The 25,089-nt window shown below is 69.5% G+C and carries 23 protein-coding genes, 1 tRNA gene and 1 pseudogene; 15 read left to right on the top strand and 10 right to left on the bottom strand.

From position 1 onward, the window contains the following. The first annotated feature begins 14 nt into the window (after positions 1 to 14). Positions 15 to 689 carry a TetR/AcrR family transcriptional regulator gene (locus E1P53_RS10550; RefSeq protein ID WP_131734279.1) on the top strand — a complete coding sequence of 225 codons (675 nt, stop codon included), beginning with the start codon at positions 15 to 17 and terminating at the stop codon, positions 687 to 689. Between the two features lie 33 nt (positions 690 to 722). Here the strand turns inward: E1P53_RS10550 and E1P53_RS10545 are convergent, their stop codons facing one another. Beyond that, a complete protein-coding gene (locus tag E1P53_RS10545; RefSeq protein ID WP_131734278.1) occupies positions 723 to 2,033 on the bottom strand; it encodes a putative hexosyltransferase in 1,311 nt (436 codons plus the stop codon). Positions 2,034 to 2,202: 169 nt separating this feature from the next. Here E1P53_RS10545 and E1P53_RS10540 point away from each other — a divergent pair, with 169 nt between their 5' ends. Together E1P53_RS10540 and E1P53_RS10535 are read left to right on the top strand one after the other, a co-directional pair. Continuing rightward, positions 2,203 to 3,468 (top strand): aspartate kinase, encoded by a 1,266-nt coding sequence (locus E1P53_RS10540; protein ID WP_131734277.1) that lies wholly within the window; start codon positions 2,203 to 2,205, stop codon positions 3,466 to 3,468. A 3-nt stretch (positions 3,469 to 3,471) separates the two neighbouring features. Further along, positions 3,472 to 4,497 carry an aspartate-semialdehyde dehydrogenase gene (locus E1P53_RS10535; protein ID WP_109239846.1) on the top strand — a complete coding sequence of 342 codons (1,026 nt, stop codon included), beginning with the start codon at positions 3,472 to 3,474 and terminating at the stop codon, positions 4,495 to 4,497. On the opposite strand, the gene E1P53_RS10530 is transcribed toward E1P53_RS10535, so the two are convergent. Continuing rightward, entirely contained in the window at positions 4,494 to 5,207 is a 714-nt protein-coding gene (locus E1P53_RS10530) for a FadR/GntR family transcriptional regulator (protein ID WP_131734276.1), read from the bottom strand. The two genes, E1P53_RS10535 and E1P53_RS10530, sit on opposite strands and share 4 nt — an antisense overlap. A 125-nt stretch (positions 5,208 to 5,332) precedes the next feature. On the opposite strand from E1P53_RS10530, the gene E1P53_RS10525 reads away from it, so the two are divergent. The 7 genes from E1P53_RS10525 (at position 5,333) to E1P53_RS10495 (ending at position 12,174) form a co-directional block, all read left to right on the top strand. Continuing rightward, positions 5,333 to 5,836, top strand: a complete 504-nt coding sequence (locus E1P53_RS10525; protein ID WP_109239844.1) for a gluconokinase — start codon at positions 5,333 to 5,335, stop codon at positions 5,834 to 5,836. 2 nt (positions 5,837 to 5,838) lie between these two features. Continuing rightward, positions 5,839 to 7,233 carry a GntP family permease gene (locus E1P53_RS10520; protein WP_131734275.1) on the top strand — a complete coding sequence of 465 codons (1,395 nt, stop codon included), beginning with the start codon at positions 5,839 to 5,841 and terminating at the stop codon, positions 7,231 to 7,233. A 121-nt stretch (positions 7,234 to 7,354) separates the two neighbouring features. Further along, positions 7,355 to 8,767, top strand: coding sequence for a two-component regulator propeller domain-containing protein (locus E1P53_RS10515; protein WP_131734274.1), 1,413 nt, complete (start codon positions 7,355 to 7,357; stop codon positions 8,765 to 8,767). Positions 8,768 to 8,877: 110 nt separating this feature from the next. Next, the gene (locus E1P53_RS10510; RefSeq protein ID WP_131734273.1) at positions 8,878 to 10,170 is read left to right on the top strand and encodes a lipase family protein; all 1,293 of its coding nucleotides are present in this window, start codon (positions 8,878 to 8,880) and stop codon (positions 10,168 to 10,170) included. A gap of 85 nt (positions 10,171 to 10,255) precedes the next feature. Next, the gene (locus E1P53_RS10505) at positions 10,256 to 10,945 is read left to right on the top strand and encodes a hypothetical protein (RefSeq protein ID WP_109239840.1); all 690 of its coding nucleotides are present in this window, start codon (positions 10,256 to 10,258) and stop codon (positions 10,943 to 10,945) included. Between the two features lie 223 nt (positions 10,946 to 11,168). After that, positions 11,169 to 11,600, top strand: a complete 432-nt coding sequence (locus E1P53_RS10500; RefSeq protein WP_131734272.1) for an organic hydroperoxide resistance protein — start codon at positions 11,169 to 11,171, stop codon at positions 11,598 to 11,600. A 97-nt stretch (positions 11,601 to 11,697) separates the two neighbouring features. Next, complete coding sequence (locus tag E1P53_RS10495) at positions 11,698 to 12,174, top strand: Dps family protein (RefSeq protein WP_006901605.1); 477 nt, start codon at positions 11,698 to 11,700, stop codon at positions 12,172 to 12,174. A 90-nt stretch (positions 12,175 to 12,264) separates the two neighbouring features. Here E1P53_RS10495 and E1P53_RS10490 read toward each other — a convergent pair whose 3' ends face one another. Beyond that, positions 12,265 to 12,765, bottom strand: coding sequence for a hypothetical protein (locus E1P53_RS10490; RefSeq protein ID WP_006901604.1), 501 nt, complete (start codon positions 12,763 to 12,765; stop codon positions 12,265 to 12,267). A 331-nt stretch (positions 12,766 to 13,096) separates the two neighbouring features. On the opposite strand from E1P53_RS10490, the pseudogene E1P53_RS10485 reads away from it, so the two are divergent. The 3 genes and pseudogenes from E1P53_RS10485 to E1P53_RS10475 form a co-directional block, all read left to right on the top strand. Further along, positions 13,097 to 13,897 (top strand): annotated as a pseudogene (locus E1P53_RS10485) (hypothetical protein); the annotation flags it as partial. A 65-nt stretch (positions 13,898 to 13,962) separates the two neighbouring features. Further along, the gene (locus E1P53_RS10480; RefSeq protein ID WP_131734270.1) at positions 13,963 to 15,303 is read left to right on the top strand and encodes a DUF2252 domain-containing protein; all 1,341 of its coding nucleotides are present in this window, start codon (positions 13,963 to 13,965) and stop codon (positions 15,301 to 15,303) included. Positions 15,304 to 15,402: 99 nt separating this feature from the next. Next, a complete protein-coding gene (locus E1P53_RS10475) occupies positions 15,403 to 16,764 on the top strand; it encodes a dipeptidase (RefSeq protein WP_006901601.1) in 1,362 nt (453 codons plus the stop codon). 18 nt (positions 16,765 to 16,782) lie between these two features. Here E1P53_RS10475 and E1P53_RS10470 read toward each other — a convergent pair whose 3' ends face one another. Further along, complete coding sequence (locus E1P53_RS10470) at positions 16,783 to 17,853, bottom strand: acyl-CoA dehydrogenase family protein (protein WP_131734269.1); 1,071 nt, start codon at positions 17,851 to 17,853, stop codon at positions 16,783 to 16,785. A 231-nt stretch (positions 17,854 to 18,084) separates the two neighbouring features. Between E1P53_RS10470 and E1P53_RS10465 the strand changes: the two genes are divergently transcribed. Continuing rightward, positions 18,085 to 18,513 (top strand): helix-turn-helix domain-containing protein, encoded by a 429-nt coding sequence (locus tag E1P53_RS10465; RefSeq protein WP_244941160.1) that lies wholly within the window; start codon positions 18,085 to 18,087, stop codon positions 18,511 to 18,513. A 138-nt stretch (positions 18,514 to 18,651) separates the two neighbouring features. On the opposite strand, the gene E1P53_RS10460 is transcribed toward E1P53_RS10465, so the two are convergent. Then, positions 18,652 to 19,266 (bottom strand): lipocalin family protein, encoded by a 615-nt coding sequence (locus E1P53_RS10460; RefSeq protein ID WP_006901598.1) that lies wholly within the window; start codon positions 19,264 to 19,266, stop codon positions 18,652 to 18,654. 118 nt (positions 19,267 to 19,384) lie between these two features. Next, the gene (locus E1P53_RS10455) at positions 19,385 to 19,810 is read right to left on the bottom strand and encodes a DUF7144 family membrane protein (RefSeq protein WP_006901597.1); all 426 of its coding nucleotides are present in this window, start codon (positions 19,808 to 19,810) and stop codon (positions 19,385 to 19,387) included. Between the two features lie 208 nt (positions 19,811 to 20,018). On the opposite strand from E1P53_RS10455, the gene E1P53_RS10450 reads away from it, so the two are divergent. Continuing rightward, positions 20,019 to 20,092 (top strand) — tRNA-Pro (locus E1P53_RS10450). Positions 20,093 to 20,195: 103 nt separating this feature from the next. Here E1P53_RS10450 and E1P53_RS10445 read toward each other — a convergent pair. The 4 genes from E1P53_RS10445 to E1P53_RS10430 all read right to left on the bottom strand — a co-directional run bounded on the left by E1P53_RS10445 (position 20,196) and on the right by E1P53_RS10430 (position 24,795). Further along, on the bottom strand, positions 20,196 to 20,387 hold the full coding sequence (locus E1P53_RS10445) for a hypothetical protein (RefSeq protein WP_131734268.1): 192 nt from the start codon (positions 20,385 to 20,387) through the stop codon (positions 20,196 to 20,198). A gap of 22 nt (positions 20,388 to 20,409) precedes the next feature. After that, positions 20,410 to 21,105 (bottom strand): haloacid dehalogenase type II, encoded by a 696-nt coding sequence (locus E1P53_RS10440; protein ID WP_131734267.1) that lies wholly within the window; start codon positions 21,103 to 21,105, stop codon positions 20,410 to 20,412. 31 nt (positions 21,106 to 21,136) lie between these two features. Next, positions 21,137 to 22,144, bottom strand: coding sequence for a metallophosphoesterase (locus E1P53_RS10435; protein ID WP_006901594.1), 1,008 nt, complete (start codon positions 22,142 to 22,144; stop codon positions 21,137 to 21,139). 200 nt (positions 22,145 to 22,344) lie between these two features. Continuing rightward, on the bottom strand, positions 22,345 to 24,795 hold the full coding sequence (locus tag E1P53_RS10430) for a penicillin-binding protein (protein ID WP_131734266.1): 2,451 nt from the start codon (positions 24,793 to 24,795) through the stop codon (positions 22,345 to 22,347). Between the last annotated feature and the right edge of the window lie 294 nt (positions 24,796 to 25,089).

The raw sequence follows: 25,089 nt of genomic DNA, 5'->3' as shown, positions 1-25,089 counted from the left end.
GAGGAGGGCCACAGGTGACCACGGGCACGCCCAGGCTGTCGCGGTCGGCCATCGTCGACGCGGCGATCCGGCTGGCCGACGAGGGTGGGCTCGCGGGCCTGTCGATGCGCAAGGTCGCCGACAGCCTCGGCGTCGGGGCGATGTCGCTGTACCGGCACGTCGCCGATAAAGAGGCTTTGCTGCTGGCGATGACCGAGGAGATCGGGCGCCTGTATCCGTACCCGGTCGAGACGTCGCCGCCATGGCGCGAGCGGGTGCGGATCGCGGTGGACGTCGACTGGGAGCTCTACGCGCGGCACCCGTGGGTGGTGCTGGCCTACTCGTCCCCGCGCAACAGCTACGGCGAGGATTCGCTGGAATGCCTGGACTGGTTGTCCGCCGGCTTCCTCGAGCTCGGCGTGGACATCGAGCAGGCCACCGACATGGCCCTGTCGGTGTGGAGTTTCGTCCAGGGTGTCGCGCTGGCCGCGGTCGGCGACGAGCTGCTCGCCCAGCAGGTCCGCGGTGAGTCCGGCCCGGACGCGCCCTGCCTGACCGACGTGATCTCCGGCAGGTCCGACGCGGACGTCCCGCAGCACCTGGCCCGCCTCGCGGGCCGGCCCGACGCGACGCGGCTCCTCGACCCGCGGGCCCGGCTCGACGCCGGGATCGATTACCTCTGCGCGGGATTCGAGGCCTCCGCGCGTTGACCCGGCGCGGCGGCCCGCCGTCCGGCATCCGCATCACATGGCGTGCGGGAAGACCGTCAACATGTGCGCGCCGAACCACGAACTCCCGATCACGATCGGCACCACGATCAGCGCCGCGGTGCCCCGCCGCATCCGGGCGAGCGCCATCGCCAGCGGGATCAGCAGGACGAAGGCGGGCAGCAGCAGGCGGGGCCGGCTCATCATCAGTCCGCTCGACAGGACGATCTGCGCCACGAGCAGGGACCCGAACAGCAGCACCGGCCACGGCACCCGCGACCACACCGCGACCCCGACCATCGCCACGGTGCTCAACACGATCCACGAGGTCGCCACCGGCGGAACGTCCGAGGCGTTCACCAGCTGATCGTTGACGAAGTTGAATGCCGCGACACCCCAGTCGAATTCGGTGTCCCAGCCCTCGGTCTGGATGCGGAACCAGCCGGTCGGGGAGCCGGTGTGCGCCCAGACCACTCCGAGGTAGGCGAGGTAACCCATGGGGCTGATCACGATCGCGGCGACGGCGCGGAGGCGGTCGGCGCGGGTCGCGTCGCCGGATCCGCGCGCCTGCCAGAGGTATACGGCGGCCGCCAGGATCACCACGCCGATGATGACCGCGGCGGTCGGACGGCACAGGCCGCACAGGCCGGCCATGATGCCGGCGAGCAGCCAACGTCGCTCCAGGATGCCGACGAGCGCCCACGTCGCCAGGGCGCAGAACATCGCCTCCGTGTAGGCCATGTTGAGCACGATCGACATCGGGGTCGCGGCGAACAGCGCCGCGAGGAACAGCCCGGTCGCGCGCTCCGGCGCACGACCGATGGGGGAGCGCCCGGCCATCAGCCGGGCACACACCATGCCCAGCCGGGCCGCGCCCGCCGCTGCCACGCACCCGAGGACGAGATTGAGCGACAGCGCCGCCCCGAAGGGCGTCACGCCGGGAAGCCTCGCGATGAGACCGACCAGATACGGGTAACCGGGGAAGAAGGCGTAGGCGGTGTCGGAGGTGTGGATGCCGCGGGCGTCGGTCAGCGTCACCGGCACGCCGCCGTAACCATGCGTGGCGATGGACAGCATCCACTGGCCGTCCCATTTCGTCAGCGCTTCGCCCAGCGTGGTGTGGCGCAGGTCGGCGAAGCGGGCCAGGACGAGGATCCCGACCGCGCGGATGACCAGGTACACGGCCAGGGCGTCCAGCCACCAGCGATGGCGTCGGAGTCGTTCGGCGTGCGGCGGTGTCGTGGTCGCGGACTCCGCCGCCGACTCCCCGGCGCGATGGTCACCGCGCTCCTGCCGGTCGGGGTCTTCTCGACGTCCCGCAACGTCGACGTCGGTTCGGGTGGCCACGGCAGCGATCCTAGGTGGTGGCGTCCGGGTGTCGCCCGATCGATGTATGCGCCTGGTCACACTGCACCGGGTGACCAGGTCAGAGCGGTTACCGGATGCCCGGTAAGGTTGTCCGAAGCAAGCTGACGTCTATCGAACCGGCGCGAGAGCCGGCGGGAGGTAACTCGACGTGGCCCTCGTGGTGCAGAAGTACGGCGGATCCTCGGTCGCGACGGCCGAACGCATCCGTCGCGTTGCCGAGCGCATCGTCGAGACGAAGAAGCAGGGCAACGACGTGGTTGTCGTCGTCTCGGCGATGGGCGACACCACCGACGAACTGCTCGACCTCGCGCAGCAGGTCAATCCGACGCCGCCGCCGCGCGAGATGGACATGCTGCTCACCTCGGGCGAGCGCATCTCCAACGCGCTGGTCGCGATGGCCATCTCCTCGCTGGGCGCACAGGCCCAGTCGTTCACCGGTTCGCAGGCCGGCGTCATCACGACCAGCAGCCACGGCAAGGCCAAGATCATCGACGTCACGCCGGGACGCGTCCGGAGCGCCCTCGACGAGGGCAAGATCGTCCTCGTCGCCGGCTTCCAGGGCGTCTCCCAGGACACCAAGGACGTGACCACCCTGGGCCGCGGCGGCTCGGACACCACCGCCGTCGCGCTCGCGGCCGCGCTGAACGCCGACGTCTGCGAGATCTACACCGACGTCGACGGCGTGTTCACCGCCGATCCCCGCATCGTCCCCGACGCCCGCCGCCTCGAGAAGGTCTCTTTCGAGGAGATGCTGGAGATGGCGGCCTGCGGCGCCAAGGTCCTGATGCTGCGGTGCGTGGAATACGCACGCCGATACAACGTTCCCGTTCACGTGCGCTCGTCGTACTCGACCAAACCCGGCACGATCGTGGCCGGATCGATGGAGGACATTCCCGTGGAAGAAGCCATTCTCACCGGCGTCGCACACGACCGGAGCGAGGCCAAGGTCACCGTCGTCGGCCTCGACGACAAGCCGGGCTACGCGGCGAGGGTGTTCCGCGCCGTCGCCGACGCCGAGATCAACATCGACATGGTCCTGCAGAACGTCTCCAAGGTCGAGACCGGCAAGACCGACATCACCTTCACCCTGCCGCGCGAACTCGGACCGGTCGCGGTGGAGAAGCTCAACAAGCTCAAGGAAGAGATCGGCTTCACCGATCTGCTCTACGACGACCACATCGGCAAGGTCTCGCTCATCGGTGCGGGCATGAAGTCGCACCCCGGCGTCACCGCCACCTTCTGTGAGGCCCTCAGCGACGCCGGCGTCAACATCGAGCTCATCTCCACCTCGGAGATCCGGATCTCGGTGCTGTGCCGCGACACCGAACTCGACGACGCCGTGCGCGCGCTGCACCAGGTCTTCGACCTCGGCGGCGACGAGGAAGCCGTCGTCTACGCCGGAACGGGGCGATAGGCCATGGGTGTGCGTATCGGAGTCGTGGGCGCGACCGGGCAGGTCGGCGCCGTCATGCGAAAGCTGTTGGAGGAGCGCAACTTCCCGGCCGACGAGGTGCGGTTCTTCGCCTCTCCGCGGTCGGCGGGGAAGAAGCTGCCGTGGAAGGGCGGCGAGATCGTCGTCGAGGACGCGGCCACCGCGGACCCGGCCGGTCTCGACATCGCGCTGTTCTCGGCCGGCGCCACCATGTCCCGCGAGCAGGCCCCTCGCTTCGCCGCCGCCGGTGTGACCGTCATCGACAACTCGTCGGCGTGGCGCAAAGATCCCGATGTGCCGCTGGTGGTCTCGGAGGTCAACGGCGAGCTGGCGAAGAACCCGCCCAAGGGCATCATCGCCAACCCCAACTGCACCACCATGGCCGCCATGCCGGTCCTCAAGCCGCTGCACGACGAGGCCGGCCTGCAGCGCCTCGTCATCTCCAGCTACCAGGCGGTCTCCGGTAGCGGCCTGGCCGGAGTGCAGGAGCTCGCCACCCAGGTCCGCGCCGTCGCCGACGACGCCGAGAAGCTCGTCCACGACGGCTCCGCCGTGGAGTTCCCGGCGCCGAACAAGTACGTCGCGCCGATCGCGTTCAACGTTGTGGCCCTTGCCGGCTCGCTCGTAGACGACGGCTCCGGCGAGACCGACGAGGACCAGAAGCTGCGCAACGAGTCGCGCAAGATCCTCGGCCTGCCCGACCTGCTCGTGAGCGGCACCTGCGTGCGCGTGCCGGTCTTCACCGGGCACTCGCTGTCGATCAACGCGGAGTTCGCCAACCCGCTCTCGGTCGAGCGCGCCCAGGAGATCCTCGCGTCGGCGCCCGGCGTCGAGCTCACCGACGTCCCGACCCCGCTGGCCGCGGCCGGCAAGGACCCGTCGCTCGTCGGACGCATCCGTCAGGACCCGGGCGTGCCGGAGGGGCGCGGCCTCGCGCTGTTCGTCTCGGGCGACAACCTCCGAAAGGGCGCTGCCCTCAACACGATCCAGATCGCCGAACTTCTCGTCTAGTCGGCGGCGTCACCGGCGACGGCCTCGGCCGCCTCGGTGATGATCGAACGCATCGACGCCTCCGCGGCTTCCGGGTCGCGGAGGCGTATTGCTCTGGCGACATCGTCATGCAGCGCAATCGCGGCGGGATTGGGTGTGCGGGGCATCATCCCGTGATGGGTGCGTCCGGCGAGGACCTCGCCCACCACGTCGGCCAGGGAACGGAACATCTCGTTGCCGCTCGCCTCGAGCAGGGTGCGGTGAAAGACCTTGTCCGCCTCCAGGTATGCATCCAGGTCACCGTCGCGGCCGTGGACCGACATGTCCGACACCGCGGCCGCCATGGTCCGGCACTGGTGCTCGTCCGCGCGTTCGGCGGCAAGCGCCGCGGCCACGGGTTCGAATCCCCTGCGCAATTCCGAGAGCGTCGCCAGGAACTCGGCGCGGTCGGCGCCGTCGAGCCGCCAGCGGATCAGGCGCGGGTCGAAGACGCTCCAGCGGGTCCGCGGCTGGATGGTGCTCCCCACCCGGCGCCGTGACTCGACCAGGCCCATCGACTCCAGCACCCGGATCACCTCGCGGGCGACCGTGCGCGAGATGTCGAAGTCGGTGCAGATGGTGTCGAGGGTGAGCACACTGCCCGTCGGCTGTGCCCCGGAGACGATCCGCCGGCCGATCGCGGCGAGGACCTCGTCATGGAGCTCCCCGGCGCCGCGTGTGTTCTGACTCACCGAAACATCTTCTCATTTATGGAGGCGCCGACCAATGGGACTACGTTATGCGGGCCGGTACTTGTAAAAGTATGACTATTGAGGCAGGCTGCGTGATCAGCAACACAGTGATGTGAGGAGTGGGCATGGGATCTCCGGTGGTCGTGATGGGCGTTTCCGGGTCCGGTAAGTCGACGGTCGGCGCGGCGTTGGCACAGCGCCTGCGGGTGCCGTTCGCCGACGCCGACGACTTCCACTCGCCGGAGAACATCGCCAAGATGTCGTCCGGGCAGCCCCTCGACGACGCCGATCGTCGCCCCTGGCTCGCGGACATCGGAAGGTGGCTCGCCGAACACTCCGACGGCGGGGTGATGAGTTGCTCCGCGTTGAAGCGGTCCTATCGCGACCTGCTCCGTGAACATGCGCCCACGGTGGTGTTCGCCCACCTCGAGGGCAGCGTCGAGGTCATCGCCCGCCGTCAGGCCTCCCGCCCCGGGCACTTCATGCCCAGCGCCCTGCTCCGGTCGCAGTTCGACACCCTCGAGCCGTTGGACCCCGCCGAGCGCGGCGTCACCGTCGACGTGGATCGAGACGTCGACACCATCATCGACGACCTGGTCGTCGCACTTCCGGCCGTCGAGGAGAACTGATCATGCTGTCGTCCACCGTTCTTCTCGCCGCCGGCGCCGACCTGCCCGAACCGGTCGCCCCGGGATGGCAGCTGGTCGTCGCGGCGCTGGCCGGCATCGCGGTCATCGTCGTGGCCATCACGCTCGCCAAGGTCCATCCGTTCCTCGCGCTCGTCGGCGGCGGCGCGACCGTCGGGATCGTCGCGGGTGAGTCGATCCCGACCGTGCTGGACTCGTTCACCAGCGGATTCGGCTCCACCGCAGCCGGTGTCGGCATCCTCATCGCGCTCGGCGCGATGTTCGCCAAGCTGCTCGCCGACTCCGGGGGCGCCGACGAGATCGTCGACACCATCGTCGGGCACGCCTCCCCGCGCATGCTGCCGTGGGCGATGGCCCTGGTGGGGGCGGTCATCGGCCTGCCGATGTTCTTCGAGATCGGCCTTGTGCTGCTGATGCCGGTCATCTACCTCGTGGCCCGCCGCTCCGGTCTCGGCCTGATCCCGGTGGGCATCCCCGCGCTCGCGGGCCTGTCGGCGATGCACGGCTTCGTGCCGCCCCACCCCGGCCCGCTGGTGGCCATCGACGCGCTCGGCGCCGATCTCGGCCTCACGCTCGCCCTCGGCGTGGCCGTGGCGATCCCGACGATCATCGTCTCCGGTCCGCTGTTCGCCACGGTCGCCGGCAAATGGGTGCAGGTCGAGGCGCCGCACACGTTCGACGTCGATCCCGACGACGGGCCGGCCACCCGACGGCCGTCGTTCGCGATCACCATGTTCAGCGTGCTGCTGCCCGTCGTGCTGATGCTGGGCAAGGCGCTGGCCGAGATCTTCATCGACGACGAGGACCAGGTCCTTCGTCGTGTCCTCGACATCCTGGGTACCCCGCTGATCGCGTTGCTCATCGCCGTCGTGGTCGCGATGTTCACCCTCGGCCGCGGGTCGGGAATGGACCGGCAGACCATCTCGCGATGCACGGGCGCGGCGCTGCCCGCGATCGCCGGCATCCTGTTGATCGTCTCAGCGGGCGGCGGGTTCAAGCAGGTCCTGGTCGACACGGGCATCGGCACCCTGCTGGCCGACTGGGCGACCGGCGCGAACGTCCCCGTCCTCGTCCTCGCCTGGGTCCTCGCCGCGCTGATCCGCCTCGCGACCGGTTCGGCGACGGTCGCGACGATCACCGCGTCGTCGCTGATGCTCGGCCTCGTGGACACCCTGGGCTCCGGGGAGATCTCGCTCGTCGTACTCGCGATCGGCGCCGGATCGGTGTTCCTCTCGCACGTCAACGACGCCGGCTTCTGGCTGGTCAAGGAGTACTTCGGCATGAGTGTCGGCCAGACCTTCAAGACCTGGTCGATGATGGAGACCCTGCTGTCGGTGAGCGGCCTGGTCGTGGTGGTTCTGCTCGGGTTGGTGATCTGACCGGCCGCACCCCGGCCGGAGATCGTCCCTGGAGCAGGCCCTCAGAGATCGTCGACGAACGGTCGGCGGACCTTCTCCAGGGAGCGGAATCCAGGGGCCTTTTCCAGTAGCTTGACGACTCATGAGGAGAGCCCGGCCCCGAATCGCCGCCATGGCGCTCGCCGTCGTGTTGTCGATCGCGTATCCCGCGGCAGCGCAGCCGGATACGACGACGAGCGGGCTCGGGCCGTCGGACACCTCGCTGATGCACGGCGACCCGGCGTCCACCGACTCGACCGGGAACCGCGGGCCGGGACGCGGCGCGCGGCTCGCGGCGTCGTCGGTGCCGGGCGGTGCCTGCGCCGCGACCTTCATCGGTTCGGACGGCATGCCGGTCTCCCTGTGCACGCAGTTCGTCGGGACGTCGCGCCCGACCTTCGCGGCCCCGTCCGTCGTCCTCTTCGACCCGCGCACCGCGCAACCGCTCGCATCGAGGCAACTGGCCAAGGGCGGGCTCCTCGGCGGCGTGTACGGCTATCTCGACGACCGCGACCGAGTCGTCGTCGCGGACGGAACCAACTCGATTCTCTTTGTCGCGCACCGGAAGCGGGCCGCCGGCTGGGAGGTCTACGTCGACGACCGGATCGATGTCGCGCGGCACATCCCGCCCGGCGACGCGATCACCGGTCTGGCGCCGGATCCCGACGGCCGCATCTGGTTCGCCACCACGCGCGGCGTCGTCGGCGTCATCGGCCGCGACCGGGTCGTGACGACCACGAGGCTCCCCGCCGGCGAGGAACTGGGAAACGGGTTGTCCGTCAGGCGGAACGGGGCATCGATCCTCACCACGCACGCCCTGTACGAGATGCGGGCGGACGACGGTCGCGCGCCGGCGGTGGTGTGGCGCCGCGCTTACGACCGGGGGCGGGGCCGTAAGCCGGGGCAGCTCACCTGGGGGTCGGGGACCACGCCGACGTACTTCGGTCCCGGCGGGGACGGCTGGGTGGCCATCGTCGACAACGCGGACCGCCCGCAGTTGCTGGTCTTCCGCAGCGAGGACGGGTCACAGGTGTGCCGGATGCCGGCGTTCGGCCGGTCGGGGCAGGGAACGGAGAACTCCCCGATGGCGTGGGGCGACTCGCTCGTCATCCCCAGCACCTACGGCTACCAGTACCCGCCGATGGCGGTGACGGGCCCGTCGATCCCGGCCGACGCGCCGTTCACCGGCGGCATGACCCGCATCGACGTCTCCGAGGCCGGGTGCCGCCGCGTCTGGGAGAACTCCGACCGCGTCGCCACCCTGCCGAAGCTGTCCCGCGCCGACGGGCTGATCCACGCCCTCGGCTACGGCCCGGCGGTGCCGGGGCTCCCGCAGCAGGTGGGGCCGGTCGACTACATCGCGACCGAGTTCGCCACCGGTCGTCGGGTCGAGACCCGGCAGGTGGGCACGGGCCCGTTCGACGAGCCGTTGGAACTGACCGGGACCATCGCCGCCGACGGCTCGCTCTGGCAGGCGACCGTCGGCCGGATGCTCAAGATCGCGCCGGGCGGCTGATCGTCGTTCTGTGCTGGGGGCGTGCTCGTGCCGGGTGTCCGCTCACCCTGCGCCGTTCCTGTGACCCCTCGTCACACCCATCACCTTACTGTGGGGTAAGTTACTCATCCATGAAACTCAAGTCGGGAATGAACATCGCGTCCCGCCGCAGGTCACGCCTGCGTCTGGGCGCGACGGCGGGGGCGGTCGCAGCGGCATGCGCGGCCGCGGTGATCACACCGAGCGCCCCGCTCGCGAACGCAGCCGATTTCTACACGCCGCCGGCGAAGATCGCCGGTGAGCCGGGGTCGGTCATCCGCAGCCAGCCGAGCGCACTGAGCCTGCAGATCCCGGGCGTGCCGGGGCAGTGGCCGGGAACCGCACGCAAGGTGATGTACACCTCCACCTACCAGGACGGCTCGCCCGCCGCGGTGACCGGAACCGTCGTGGAACCCACCGCGCCGTGGCAGGGCAGAGGGCCCCGCCCGACCGTCGTCATCGGCCCGGGCACCATCGGGCAGGGCGACCAGTGCGCCGCGTCCAAGCTCATGGGCCTGCCGATGTCGGTCGACATCACCAAACCGAGCCTCGGCGTGAACTACACCGCGCCGGAGATGTACTACATGCTGCTCAACGGCGTCCGGGTCTTCGTCACCGACTACATCGGCCTCGGCACCCCGGGCATCCACACCTACGTCAACCGGGCCGAGACCGGCCACGCCATGCTCGACGGCGCCCGCGCGGCACTGCGGATCTCGGGTGCGCCGGCCGACGCGCCGGTCGGGTTCGCCGGCTACTCGCAGGGCGGCGGCGCGGCCGCGTCGGCCGCGGAACTCGCCGCGACCTACGCACCGGACCTCAATGTCAAGGCCACCTACGCGGGTGCTCCGCCGGCCGACCTCGAGCGGGTCATCCCGGCCATCGACGGCTCCACGATCGCCGGCGCCATCGGCTTCGCGGTCAACGGGCTGACCGCCCGCTATCCCGAGGTCGCCACGGTGGTGGAGCGGGAGACCAACCGGTCCGGCAAGGCCGCGCTGAAGCAGCTGTCCACCAGTTGCATCGCCGACATCATCCCGGCCTTCGGGTTCCAGCAGACCAGGAACTGGACGCGCACCGGGGAGACCCTGTCCGCGCTCATCGACCGGTCGCCGGGTGTCAAGAAGATCGTCGACGAGCAGCGCATCGGACGTCTCAAGCCGAACGCGCCCGTGTTCCTCGAGGGCGGCCTCAACGACGACGTCATCCCTCACGGGCAGGTCGCACAGCTCGCCGCCGACTGGCGCGCGCAGGGAGCCGACGTCCGGTTCGTCACGGACCCGACACCGCCGATCCTGACCAAGTCGATCGTCAACCACGTGGTCCCGATGCTCGGCACCTTCGTGCCCGGCATGGAATTCCTGCTGGGCGAGTTCCGGAAGTAGGGAACCGAACCGATCGTCGACAGGGCCCGCCGAGTCGCTCGGCGGGCCCTGTCCGTGCGAGGAACGCAGATGGCAGGATCGAGGAATGAACGATCCGCACGGACCGGCGGGCGGTGCCTCCGGGGAGCACCCCGACCGCGACCCCGAGCGCATCCCGACCCAGGCAGAACTAGACGCGGAGGACCTCGCCGAAATGGCGCGGTCGTCCCGCGACCGCGAGCAGTCCGCGCTCTATCCGTCGAGGCCGGGCGATCCCGGCCCGCCGCCGGCGGCACTGGCGCTGCACGCGCGAGTGGCGTGGTGGGGCGCGGCGGTCGTCGGGCTGGTCCTCGCGGTCTACGGATTCCTCAACCTCGGCGCCATCACCGACGACCTGCGTGAGCGGCTGCTCGAAGGAGTGCGAACCGATCCCGCGAACTCCGCCCCCGAGGCGCAGGTCGACACCCTGGCCGGGTTCTTCCCGCCGTTCATGCTGCTGATGATCGTGGTGGTGCTCGCCATCGAATACCCGTTGCTCATCGCGGCGGCCACCCACCACAGCCGCAACTGTCGCAACTTCTTCGTCGCGATGGTCGTGGTGCATCTGCTGTGCATCCCGATCGGCGTCGACCTGCTGTTCCGCTACCCGGACATCCCGTCGGCGATGGTCGTCCTCTCCTACCTGCAGTTCGCGCTGGTGCTCGTCGCGGCACTGCTGACACTGCGCCGATCGGTGAACCGGTGGCTGCCGGAGTCGACCCGCATGCGCCCGAGCCGGATGCTGCGGGGCCGCTGACACCCGCGGCCACCGAGACCAGAGGCCGCCGACACCAGGGGCCACCGACACGTCCGCGCGCCGGTGTAAGCCCCGCCACCAGGCGGTTTGGCCGGAATGAATCCGGGTACAGAGTGGTTGGAAAGAACGTTGGTTCTTCTCGTCCCGGTGCCGCTCGTGCGCGCTGATGCGCGGGGGCCGGCACCGAGGCACCACTCATCTGAAGACCAGGAGGATCCGGCAGATGGCAATCGAACCGGTGTACACCATCTCATCGAAGGCGTCCGGCAGCGGGCGCGACGGCGAGGTCGTCTCGGCCTCCGGGCAGATCGACCTCGATCTCCGCATGCCGAAGGAGATGGGCGGAAGCGGTGAGGGCACCAATCCGGAGGAACTGTTCTCCGCCGGTTACGCCGCGTGTTTCCTCGGCGCGCTGCGCGCCACGTCGAAGCAGGCGGGTAATCCGGTTCCCGACGAGTCGACCGTGAAGGTCACCGTGGGCATCGGCAAGGACCCGTCCGACGGCGGCTTCGGCCTCACCGTCGGGATCGAGGTGTACATCCCCGGCGTCGACGAGGCGAAGGCCCGGGAGCTCGCGGAGAAGGCACACGAGTTCTGCCCGTACTCCAAGGCCACCCGCGGAAACATCGACCACAAGGTGACCGTCGTTGTCTGACCCGACCGGTCTTCACCACCCGAGGCAGGGCCGCCGCCCACCAGGCGACGTCCCTCGCCTCATGCAGCCCGATATGACAGGAAAGGAAGTCATCATCATGGCCACCAACCCCATCACCAGCACCCTCAGCGACGAGCAGAAGGCGGTCGCCGGCAAGGCGTTGCAGGACACGCTCGTCGATCTCATCGACCTCACCCTGATCGCCAAGCAGGCGCACTGGAACGTCGTCGGCAAGCAGTTCCGCTCCGTGCACCTCGACCTCGACGAGCTCGTGACGGTCGCGCGTGAGTTCACCGACGCCGCCGCCGAGCGCGCCACCGCGATCGGCGTCAGCCCCGACGGTCGCGCCGAGACCGTCGCGAAGACGGCCGGCACCAAGGGATTCGGCGAGGGCTGGACCAAGGACACCGACGTCGTCGAATCCATCGTCGCCAACCTGAAGGCGGTCATCGACGGCCTGCGTGAGCGCATCGGCACCACCGAGGAAGCCGATCCGGTCACCCAGGACCTGCTCATCTCGTTCGCGTCGAAGCTCGAACAGCTGCACTGGATGTGGCAGGCGCAGGTCGCCTGACCCGAGATACCACTCTCTCCCTCTCACAGACGAACCCCGCCGGGCGCACCGGCGGGGTTCGTCGTCTCGTGCCGAGGACGGTGCCCGGCGTCAGTCGTCGGATGTCGTCTTCTCCGGCGCGGCCGCGGGCGTCACCGTCTCGTCTGCGGCGTAGGAGTCCTGAAAGGAGACGCGCGGGGTCGACGCCGAGTGGTACAGCGCGATCCCGGCGAAGACGAGCGTCGACAGCGCGAAGACCGCCGACGCCGCGATCAGGACGATGTGCACGACGGCTGGATACACCCCGTCGAGAGAGTCGACCGCGAGCGCTCCCACCGCGGTCAGCGCCGCCCCGAGGAATGCCCAGGCAGCGCTGCGAATCCACGGCGCCACCACCGACGCATAGAACAACCGCTGGTAGATGGTGAGGGAGAATTCGTCCACCGCGGCCAGCCGGACCTCGTCGTCGCCGGCGAGATCGCGCAGCTCACGTGCAAGAACAGTCTGCTTCTGCAGGGTTGCGGCCTCCCGCTCGCGATAGCGCACGAACGCCGCCACCGCGAACGCCGACGCGAGGAGCCCCAACCCGACCATCACACCCCAGTAATCCACGGCTCACACGCTACAACGACGACCATCCCGCCAGGTGAACCAGGTCACAGGAGTGGGCGTCGTCGCCGGTCACCGGCGGGACGGTCGTCGGGGAGGTTCGTCGCTGCTACGTTGGGCGGTCGTCGGCCCACACCGTCGACGTACATCGACGAACGGAGGGGATGCGCGGGTGAGGTTTCGCCTGATGGGTGCGGCGATCGTCTGCGTCCTCGCCGGACTGCTCCTCGGTGCCTCGGCTCCCGGTGGATCGTCGACCGGGGCCTCGCCGTCCGGGCAGGTCGTCGCCCGCGCCCCAGACGCCGCCGACGCAGAGGCCCCCGAACCGGCGAGCGCCGCACCGGAACTGCCCGGCGGCGGGCGAACCGTGTTCCCCAAGCGGCGGATGGTCGCGCTCTACGGCTCGCCCGGGGCCCCTGCGCTCGGTCCGCTGGGACGGCAGGGCGTCGACGAGTCCATCGCGCGCGTCCGCGCGCTGGCCGCCGACTATCAGCGATTCAGCGCCGAACCCGTGATCCCGGCGTTCGAGATCATCGCGACCGTCGCGTCCGCCGAACCGGGGGAGGGGTCGAACTACACGAACATGATCGACCCGGAGGAGCTGCGTCCGTGGGTCGAGGCCGCGGGACGGGCCGGGGTGTACGTGACCCTCGACCTCCAGCCGGGCCGGATGGACTTCCTGTCGCAGGCCCGGCGTTACGCCGACCTGCTGGCGCAGCCGCACGTCGGCCTGGCGCTCGACCCGGAATGGCGGTTGCGGCCCGACCAGGTCCACCTCACCCAGATCGGATCGGTGGGTGCCGACGAGATCAACCGGACGTCGGACTGGCTGGCCGGGCTGGTTCGCGAGCGCGGGCTGCCGCAGAAGTTGTTCGTGCTCCACCAATTCGACCCGGACATGCTCGCCCACCGGGAACGGATCGTGACCGGCCGGCCCGAACTGCAGGTCGTCCTCCACGCCGACGGGCACGGTGAGCCCGGGGTGAAGCTCGAGACATGGCGCAGATTGCTCGCCGATCTCCCCGCGGGGGTGTGGATGGGCTGGAAGAATTTCTACACGGAGGACTCACCGACCTTCTCGCCCGAGGCGACCATGGCGGTCCGGCCGACGCCCTGGTTCATCTCGTACCAGTAGGGGGCACGGCCTCTGCCGGTTCCGGGTCCCCGGGCCCGGACGCTGCGGACGAGGAGGAACAGACGGTGACCACCGTGGATCTGGCGGCCTGCCCCACCAGGGGCGAGAGAGCGGACCCGCTCGCCATCCTCGCCGCACAGGCCCGCGATCGGGTGGCCGACCTCATCCCGGTCCGGCACGCCAGGATGGCGGCGACGCCTTTCACCTTCTATCGCGGCGCGGCCGCGGTGATGGCCGACGATCTGGCGCGGACGCCGAACACCGGCATCATCACCCAGCTCTGCGGCGACGCCCATCTGAGCAACCTCGGCCTGTTCTTCAGCCCCGAACGCCGGATGGTCTTCGACCTCAACGACTTCGACGAGACGCATCCCGGCCCCTTCGAATGGGACGTCAAGCGGCTCGCGGCGAGTTTCGTGATCGCCGGGCGCAACAACGGGTTCGACGACAAGACCAACCGCGCGATCGCCAAGACCGTCGCAAAGGCCTACCGCCGCACCATCAGGCGGAGCGTCTCGATGACCACGCTCGATTGCTGGTACGCGGGAATCGACGTCGAGTCGGTGATGGCCGAGATCGGCCCCATGCTCGACACCTCGATGACCAAACGGACCCAGAAGGCGTTGCGCAAGGCCCGCCACCGCGACAGTGCGCAGGCTCTCGCCAAGCTGTGCGTGATCGACGAGGCCGGCAGGGCGCACATCCGCAACGATCCGCCGTTGCTGGTTCCGCTCGCCGAGCGGTTCCCCCGCGACACCGCGAACGTGCTCGCCGACCGGGTGCGCGAACGCGTCGAGTCCTATCGGGCGTCGCTTCCGTCGCACGTCCAAACCCTGCTCGCCCAGTTCTCCATCGTCGACATCGCGTTCAAGGTCGTGGGCGTCGGCAGCGTCGGCACGCGCACGTGGGTGGTCCTGATGATCGGCAAGAACCTCGACGACCCGCTGTTCCTGCAGGTCAAAGAGGCGCAGCGCTCGGTCCTGGCCGACCACGTGCCCGCGCCGGGCTTCGACAACCAGGGGCGGCGCGTCGTCGAGGGCCAGCGTCTCCTGCAGGCGGCGAGCGACCTGTTCCTCGGCTGGTCCACCGGACTCGACGAGTCCGGCAAGCGCCGCGACTTCTACGTGCGACAACTGCGCGACGGCAAGGGCTCGGTCGTCGTGGAGGCGCTCGAACCCGAGGGCATGGCCCTGTACGCCCAGCTGTGCGGACTCGCGCTCGGTCAGGCCCACGCCCGCACCGCCACCCGGTTCGACATCGCCCGATACCTCTCGGAGACCAAGGGTTTCGCCGGCGCCATCGCCGATTTCTCCGTCGCCTACGCCGACCTCAACGAGGCCGATCACGTGCAGATGACCGCCGCGATCAACCGCGGTGAGCTGGAGGTCCACGACCTGGTGGTGTGAACGAGTCGCCGGCGTCGGGGTGTCCGTCGACGCCGGCGGCTGTGGTACCACAGACGAGGGGCGAACCCCGCAGACACGGACCGACCGAGGAGAGAGCGCATGGACGACGCGACGTTGCGGGAGCGGGTGCGGGAGTTGATGCCTCGTGCGAAATCCGATCTGGCCGAGATGGTGGCGTTCCGGTCGGTCCACGACCCGAAGCAGTTCCCGCCGGAGGAATGCGACGGGATCGTCGAGTGGCTGCTCGGCGCCTTCGGTGAACTGGGTTTCGACGACGTCGCCGCGCACGTGACGAGTGACGGCTCCAAGGCGGTGACAGGACAGATCCCGGGTCCGGAGGGCGCGCCCACCGTGCTGCTGTACTTCCACCACGATGTCCAGCCCCCGCTCGGCGAGGACGAATGGGATTCCCCCGTATGGGAATTGACCGAGCGGGACGGTCGCTGGTACGGCCGCGGCGCCGCCGACTGCAAGGGCAACATCGCCGTGCACCTGACCGCGCTCCGGGCACTCGCCGGAGACCTGGGCGTCACGGTCAAGATCGTCGGCGAGGGATCGGAGGAGCAGGGCACCGGCGGCCTCGAGCACTTCGTCGTCGAGAACCCGGAACTGTTGCGCGCCGACGCGATCCTCATCGCCGACTCCGGCAACTTCGCGGTCGGCAAGCCGAGCCTGACGACCACGCTGCGCGGCATCGCGAACGTCGACGTCACGGTCGAGACGATGGGGTCGGCCATGCACTCGGGCATGTTCGGCGGCGCCGCCCCGGATGCGCTGGCCGCCCTCATCCACATGCTCGCGTCGCTGCGCGACGAAGACGGAAACACCACCATTGCCGGCCTCGACGCCGATCAGAAGTGGCCCGGCGTCCAGTACCCGCCCGAGCAGTTCCGTTCGGATGCAACGGTTCTCGACGGGGTCGACCTCGCCGGCTCGGGCACGGTGTCGGACATGGTGTGGGCGCGGCCCGCGGTGACCGTGCTCGGCATCGACTGTCCGCCGGTGGTCGGATCGTCGGCGGCCGTCCAGCCCCGGGCCCGGGCGCGGATCAACCTGCGGGTGCCGCCGGGCATGGATCCGACGCAGGCGCAGGACGCGCTGATCGCGCACCTGGAGAGTGTCGCCCCGTGGAACGCCCGGGTGTCGTTCGAGCGCGAGGCGGTGGGTTCGCCGTTCGTCGGCTCGACGTCGGGGCCGGCCTACGAGACGCTGACCGACGCGTTGTCGACCGCGTACGGCACCGAGGTGGCCATCCAGGGGCAGGGCGGGTCCATCCCGCTGTGCAACGTCTTGCAGGAGACGTTCCCCGACGCCGAGATCATGCTGTTCGGCGTCGAGGAACCGCAGTGCCTGATCCACGCCCCCAACGAGAGCGTGGCCCCGGGAGAGATCGAGCGGATCGCGCTGGCGGAGGCGATCTTCCTGCGCGACTACGCCGCGCTGGCCGCCCGGAAGGGGTGAACCGCAGGCCCCTCGGCGCTACCCCGCGCCGGGGTCGTCGAGTCCGCTGAAACGCCGCAGCAGCAGGTCCTTCACCTCGGCACGGCTCGCCGCGACCAGGATGAACGCCGCCTCGCGATGGAGTCGCTCCGACGCGTAGCCGCGGATCAACGACGACCCGCCGTGCGCGGCGACCAGCGTGGACGTCGCATCGAGGGCGAGTTGGGCGGCGTCGGCGCGCGCCGCCACCAGGGCGTCTGCGCTCACGCCCATCGCGGTGTCCAGCGCCGATCGTGCGGCGTCGGCGCGTTCGCGCAGCCGACGGGCGGCATGAGGGAGGGCGGAGGCGTCCAACAGCGCGGCGCAGCGGCGGATCAGCCCGAACGGCAGCGTCCCGTTGATCCGGATGCCGGCGGTCTGATTCGCGAAGAAGTCCTCGCGGGTGACCCGGGTGACCACCCGGGCATCGGGGACGAAGAGGTCGGCCACGTGCAGGGACACGGTCGAGGTGGCGTTCGCGGCCGACAGCTGCATCGGGATGACCCGCACCCGGTTGCGCAGGTCGGTGAGCGGCAGGATCGTGGCGACGACGTCGTCGGTGTCCACGTCGCGAGCGGAGATCTGGAAGAGGTCGACGATGTCCCAGCCGCTGACGAACGGGGAGTGCCCGCTCAGCACCCAACCGCCGTCGACCCGCCGGGCCGTCATGTGCGGCGGGGTGCGCACGGCGCCGGAGAACGCCACACCGGCGCGGAGCCGGCCACTGACCGTGGCGTCGAGCAACTCCTCGCGCAGGGCGGTGTTAGTCGAGCGGGAGAGGGAGATGACGACCCCGTGGTGCTGGAGCCAGGCGAACGAGGTCGACAGGCAGCCGCTGGCCAGGACCTCGAGGATCTCGATGACCTGCGGGAATTCCAGCCCGGGGCCGCCGGCCTCGGGCGGCGCGGCGATGCCGAAGAGTCCGGCCTCGGCCAGCGCCCGCCAGTGCGAGTGCGGGATGACGCCGGAGCGGTCGACCTCGCCGGCGGCCGGGTAGAGGATCTCCTCGGCGATCCGGTACGCCTCGGATCGCAGCGCGATCGCCCTGGCGGCCGGGTCCTGCGTGCTCACATCCTCACCCTACGACGGAAGACCCGGGTCGACGGCCGACCTGCCCGACCCGACGCGTGTGAGTACGAAGGTGGGCATTTTCGCAGCACAATCCCGTGACAAGGTCCTTCCGAATTGGGACCTAAGGCCCAAGACCGGCACCTGGCCCGTCGGTAGTGTCTCAGATTGGGTGGGAGCATAACCTCTCTCATGGAAGGGAATCACGTGGGCCCAGGTGCCAATGGTCGTGACGTGCAGCTGACGAGGCCCGTCGGAGGTGCCGTTTCGCAACGCGAACCGCTCTCCCGGGCCGGGGTGTCGGACCTGCGGACGAGTGAGCGGTACTTGCGCGCCGCCGTCGCCGACCTCATCGAGCGCAATTTCCGTGATCCGGACTTCAGTGTGGAGGTCATCGCCCGGCAACTCCACGTGAGCCGGCGTCACCTGTACCGGGTCCTGGCCGGGAGCCCGACGTCGCTGGCCGAGATGATCGCCGAGCGTCGTCTCGAGTGGGCGCGGAGGCTCCTCACCGGTCCGGGCAACCTCAAGCTCGAAGCAATCGCACACGCATCGGGCTTCGCGTCGACCGCGACGATGCGAAACCGGTTCCGCGCGAAGTACGGGATGACCCCGGACGAGTACCGCCGGGCCGCGGCGGCCACCAAGGCCGAAGCCAGCTGAGACGATTCAGGGCAAGCACCACCTCGGGTGCTTGCCCTGAATTCTCTGTGAGAGGTCTGCCCGTCAGGTGGTGCGTGATCGCGCACGGTGTGCGGGATTCGGCGACGCCCCTGTGGGATCAGACGGTGCCCCGGCGGTTCAGATGGCGCACAGCGGCGAGTAGTCGTTTCGTCCGCCGGTGGTCGGCGAGATCAGGAACGTGCACGGGTTGAAGCCAACCCGCTCGATCTCCTTGGTGAGGCGGCGCAATTCGGCGTCGGACACCACCTTGTCGCGGGAGAGGAGGAAGCCCGACGCGCGGCTCGGGTCGCCGACGATCGAGTACTTGTAGGGCGCGTCCGGGGAGTCGCCGTCCTCGAGATGGGCGACGATGTAGTTCGGTGCCCCGTTCGGGTTGATGCTCGCGGGGGTCTGCGGGAAGCGCACGCTCAGAGCGGCATTCGACGTCGTGTCCACGACGGTCGCGCGTCCGACGACGCCGCCGCGCATACCGGTGGGGCCGGTGCACTGGTTGTCGACGCCGATGGTCTTCGCGTCGATACGGGTGTAGAAGGCGCTGGTGTCGCGGGCGCATGTGACGCCCCAGAACGACGGGACGGTGGCCAGTTGCCACCACTTGCCGAGGTAACGATCCACCTCGAGGTTCTGCACCGGTGCCAGCGGAGCCGCGGCCGCGGAACCGGTCCCGGCCGCGAATCCGATGGCGACGACGATGCCGGCGACAAGTGCGGCCAGGGTGCGTACGACGCGCATGATGTTCCTTTCGTGGGGCCGAATCACCAGTGGTTCGGTCCGGCCCGCACGACGGATGGGTCGTGCACCCCGGCGGCCTTCGTCGCCGGCATCGGTCAGTTGTGGCCCGGAGGTCAGGTCACAGGTTGTAGGCGCGATCGGGGTCCCAGGTCGACACCGCCCAGATGACGATGAGATCCAGGACGATGATCAGGATCGCCCACGCGGGGTAGTACGGCAGCCAGAGGAACTGCACGACGATCGACAGCGATGCGATGACGATGGCGGCGACGCGGGCCCAGTCGGCGCCGAGTGCGAGACCGCCGGCGATCAGGACGCCGATGATGCCCAGGATCAGGTGGATCCAGCCCCACGCGGTGAGGTTGAACTCGAAGATGTAATTCGGGCCGATGACGAACAGCTCGTCGTTGGCGATGGCGGAGATGCCCTGGAAGATCGACACCAGGCCGGCGACGAACAGCAGTGCCGCGGCGACGATCGAGATGCCGAAGGCAAATCCCTGCTTCGCAGCAGAGTCGATCTGCTTGTCGGTCGGGGAGCTCATGAGGAGTCCTTTCGCTCTGAGAGCGCCGCCGCCCTCTTCGAGAGCGCTCCGCGACGGCGCCGTGGGTGATGAAGCGGGTCGAACGTAGCCGAGAATGCACCCTCGGACACGCACCGCACAGCGTTTCGGCCACTTCCGGCACAGGTTTGACCAGGCGATTTAGTACTTCGCGGGGGTGGGGTATAAGCTATCGCAGGCTAAACCGCCACGGGGTGTGGCGCAGCTTGGTAGCGCGCTTCGTTCGGGACGAAGAGGTCGTGGGTTCGAATCCCGCCACCCCGACAAGAGACCGGGTCCGCCGGTCGACACAGAATGTGTTGGTTGAGACACAGCAGAGAGACCCCGGTCCGCGAAAGCGACCGGGGTCTCCTCGTATCCGTGAGTGTCAGTCGTCCGCTTCGGACGAGAGTCGGTCGCCGATGTGGGCGATGATCTCCGCGTCGTCGGAGTGGAAGCGGTCCACCTCTTCTCCGCCGTCGCACCGCAGCAGCGCGACGGTGACCCCTCCCGAGTCGCGGTGGACCACCCGCCAGGACGCCCCGAGATCCTCCCAGCGTCGGAGCTCGTCGAGGGTCACCGTTCCTCCCGCCGTCCGGTCCTCAGCAGCCCAACCGACGCGCCAGATCGAGCAGATCCGTCGCGTGGACGTCGTTGTCCGGTGATCCCGAGTCGTCCTTGGGTGCACCGCCCCACTCGTCGGGGCGTTCGACGAACGCGGTGCGCAGCCCGAACGAGCGTGCCGCGTCGAGGTCGTTCTGGTGGGTGGCCACCATCATCACCTCGGACGGCTGCACCTCGAGCAGCTCGGCCAGGCCGTAGTAGGTCTCACGCGCGGGCTTGTAGTGGTGCCAGAGGTCGGAACCGCCGATGACGTCCCAGGCGAAGTCGTTGTGCCGGGCCATGTCGGTCAGAAGCGCCACGCTGCCATTGCTGAGCGCGCACACGATGAATCCTCGCTTGAGCCGGCGGATGCCCTCGGCGGCGTCGGGCCAGCCGGGGATCGTCCGCCACGCACGCACCAGGACTCGGACCTGATCGTCGTCAGGCGCGACGCCGAACAGTGTCGCGACGTCGTGGAGGGTCTCGGTCTGCAGGTCGTCGAGGCCGCGCCAGCCGAGTTCTCCCGACTCGACACGGGCGAGGATCGGCGCATAACGGCGGCGCCACTCGCGGGTGAACTCGGCGGCGTCGACCTCGGGCAGGATTCGGGCGACGGCCCCGGAGATGCCGGTGAACCAGTCGGTGACCGTTCCGAAGGTGTCGAAGGCCAGGACCTTGACGCCGGCGGCGCTCATCCCCGGGTGACCTCCGGCCGCCGCCCGCGCATCACAGGGACTCTCGGGCCAACTGCGGGAGGGACTGGTCGGCGTCGAAGTCGGCGTCGCCGTGCGAGACGGGCGTCAGGGTCAGCAGGCTCGCCTCTGGGCGGCAGCAGAAACGCGCCGGCGCGTACGGCGAGGTGCCGAGGCCCGCACTGACGTGCAGCTTCATCGAGGCGCCCCAGTTCGAGGGGCCCTTCACCCGGGACCGGTCGATGTGGCAGTTGGTGACGAGCGCGCCGAGGAACGGCAGGCACAACTGCCCGCCGTGGGTGTGCCCGGCCATGACGAGGTCGTAACCGTCGGCGGCGAACCGGTCGAGGACGCGGGGTTCGGGCGAGTGCGTGAGGCCGAGACGCAGATGTGCCAGCGGGTTGGGCCGGCCGGCGATGGTCTCGTACCGGTCGCGCTCGATGTGCGGGTCGTCGACGCCGGCGGCGACGATGCGCACGCCGCTCACCTCGAGCTCGCGCACGGTGTGCGTCGCGTCGAGCCAGCCGCGTTCGGTGAAGGCCGCGCGCAGGTCCTGCCACGGCAACGGGTCGCCGTACGTGCGCTGGTGGTCGGTCTTGAAGTACTTGAACGGGTTTTTCGGCTTCGGCCCGAAGTAGTCGTTCGATCCGAACACGAAGAGGCCGGGCCGACTCAACAGGCCGCCGAGGGCCTGGATGACCGCGGGCACGGCCTGAGGGTGGGCGAGGTTGTCGCCGGTGTTGACCACGAGATCGGGCTCGAGCGCCTCGAGCTCGGAGATCCAGGCCTGCTTGAGGCGCTGCCTGGGCATCATGTGGATGTCGCTGATGTGCAGGACCCGCAGCGGGGAGGCGCCGGGTTCGAGCACGGCCATCGTGGTGTGGCGGAGCGCGAAGGCGTTGCGCTCGATGACCGTCGAGTAGACCAGCCCGGCGGCGGCGAGTCCTGCGGCACCCGCGAGTGCTCGCGAACCGACACCGGAACCGGACGAGCCGAGGCGTGAACGGCGCAGGCGTGCGAAGTCGAGGTCGGAGTGCTGCATCTGTTCAGGATACGCATGTGCCGATGCACACCGGATCGGCTCGCGGATGGCGATCACCGCCCGGTCCGCCGACCGTCCGCAGTGCGGGGTCGGCGGGCCGAGAGACGCAGGACGGGGTCGGCGGGCCGAGAGACGCAGGGCGGGGTCGGCGGGCCGAGAGACGGTGATCGTGGTCCGGTGGCCGGGGCGGGGAGCCGGTGTCAGCCCGGGAGCTGGATCACGACCGGCCCGACACCGGGCACGACGACGGTCGTCTCGGTGGGTCCGTTGCCGCTGTCACCGCCGGCGCGCCGGCCGTTGCTGACGTAGATCGTCACGGTGCTGCCGGGCATCGCCGAGTCCGACGGCGCGGTGAACACGACGGTCCCCTTCGGGCGGCCGCTGTCGACCTCGAGCTCGTTGACCCGGAAGCCCGACTGCTGCAGGCGCGAGGTCGCCTCGCTCGCGGTCAGGCCGCTCACCTGGGGGATTCGCCCGCGGTCGGTGCCGTTCCAGTACGCGCGGTCGATCGGGGGCAGCCGCACCGGCCCGAATTTGGTCGCGATCGGCTTCATGGCCTGGAACCACGTGCGTGCCGGTTCCATACCTCCGTAGAGGTCGCCGTCGTAGCAGGACCGCAGCGGGCTGGTGCACACGCCCTGCGGGTTCGGGCCGTCGCTGTAGACGTAGGCCGCGCCGGCGATCTGGTTGGTGAAGCCGATGAACGCCGAGCTGCGATGTGCCTCGGTGGTTCCCGTCTTGCCCGACATCGGCAGGGTCCAGCCGGCCGACCCGGCGGCGCCCGCGGCGGTGCCGGCGCCGAGGTGGTCCTTGCTCAGCGCGTTGGCGAGGGAGTCGGCCAGACCCTTGTCGACGACCTGCTCGCAGCCCGGCGGGGTGAACGGCACCGACGTCAGCGCGCGCTGGCCGTCGGGCCCGATCACCGGGTTGCCGTACTGGTCGCGCTTGACCCGGCTGATCGACTTGATCGGGTTCGGCGGGCACCACACGCCGCCCGAGGCGATGGTCGCCGCGACATTGGCGAGTTCGAGCGCGTTCAGCGGCAGCGGACCGAGGGTGAACGAGCCGAAGTTCCCGTCCTTGACGTACTGGGCCATGCTCTTGTCGCCGTAGCCCGACGAACCGGGGATCGTGTACGAGCGCAGACCCAGACGCACGGCCATGTCGACCGCGGGCTTTACCCCGACCTGCTGCAGGAGCTGCACGAACGCGGTGTTCGGCGACTGGGCGAGTGCGTCGGTCACCGACATCGACGCCGGGTACCGTCCGTCGTTCTTGACGCAGTAGGAGTTCTCGGGGCAGCCGAAGGCCCCGCCGCTGTTGCCCATGCCCTGCACGGAGACGAAGCCGGGCACCGGGATGCTCGACCCGGCTCCGAGCCCCTTCTCCATGGCCGCCGCGACGGTGAAGATCTTGAACACCGACCCGGCGCCGTCGCCCACCATGGAGAACGGCTGCGGCTGCATGGTCTCGCCCGCGGCGAGGTTCAGGCCGTACCGGCGGCTCGACGCCATCGACAGCACATCGTGTGACTTGTCGCCGGGGCGGATCGTGCTCATCACGTCGGCGACGCCGTCGGCGGTCGGGCTGGCCTGGGCCTTCACGGCCCGGTCGGTGGCCCGCTGCACCTCGGGGTCGAGCGTGGTCTGGATGATGTAGCCGCCGCGCATGACCGAGTTGCGCGAGATCCCGTTCTCGGCGAGGAACTGCAGCGCGTAATCGCAGAAGAATCCCTCGTTGCCCGCGGCGATGCAGCCCTGGGTCGGCGTCTTGGGCCGCGGGAGCACGCCGAGCGGCGTGTCCTTGGCGGCCTCCAGCTCGGCGCGCCGCTCCGGGAAGTTGGCGATCATGGTGTCCAGGACGATGTTCCGGCGCTCCAGCGCGCCCTCCGGGTTGGTGTACGGGTTCAGCGCGGAGGTCGACTGCACCATGCCGGCGAGCATCGCGGCCTGCTGGACGTTCAGGTCCTTGGCGGGGATCCCGAAGTAGGTCTGGGCGGCGGCCTCGATCCCGTAGGCGTTGTTGCCGAACGGCACGACGTTCAGGTACCGGGTGACGATCTGCTTCTTCGCCTCCTGCTTGGCGGCGGCGTCGTCGAGTCCCTTGTCGCGCTTGGCCTGGTCGATGAGGCTCTGCTCGAGCGTGAGCGCCATCCGGACCTCGCGGAGCTTGCGGGCCGGCGTCGTCTCGACCGCGGCCTGGCGGTCGGCCTCGGTCCGGGCCAGCACGAGCAGCTGATAGTTCTTGATGTACTGCTGATCCAGCGTCGAGGCGCCCTGCTGGACCTCGCCCGACGACGAGTTCTTGAGCGCGGCGCGGATGGTGCCCTTCCAGTCGACGCCGTCGTGCTCGAGGAAACGGCGGTCCTCCACGGAGATGATCGCGCGGATCATGTCGGGCGAGATGTCGTTGTAGCCGACCTGGATGCGGTACTGGTCGAACAGCATCGCGATCGGCTTGCCGTCGGCGTCGGTCATCGTGGTGACCTCCGGCAGCGTTCCGTTCAGCAGTTCGGAGGAGACGTTCTCGACCGCGGCGGCAGCCCTGTTGGAGACGACACCTACACCGCTGGCCACCGGGTAGAGGAGGCCGGCGACGAGAATGCCGGCCAGCAGGCTCGCCCATGCCAGTGACCACAGCTTCTTGGACATCACCCCGACAGGATACGTGCGATCCGGACGAACATCGTCGTGCCTCGCTCCCGGGACAGTCGCCCCGGCGACGCCGGGGCCGGGATGCATCGTCCCACGACAACGGCCCGCTGATGCCCGCCGAAGGGGGTACGCGCAACCCTCCGATCGGATGAGTTTGCACGGTTGTCCCACTTTCTTCAGCCGCAGGGGTTGCGGACCAATGCACAGATCCCTAGATTGAGTGCAGAATGTGACTCACATAACAGTTTGTTGTAAATGTGGCCTGAGCAGCGCGTTGAGTCTCGACTTCGG

The sequence above is a fragment of the Gordonia paraffinivorans genome, assembly GCF_900683595.1.
Taxonomy (GTDB): Bacteria; Actinomycetota; Actinomycetes; order Mycobacteriales; family Mycobacteriaceae; genus Gordonia; species Gordonia paraffinivorans.
Note: the sequence above shows the minus strand (reverse complement) of the source record. Positions and strands in the feature narration are given on the sequence as shown.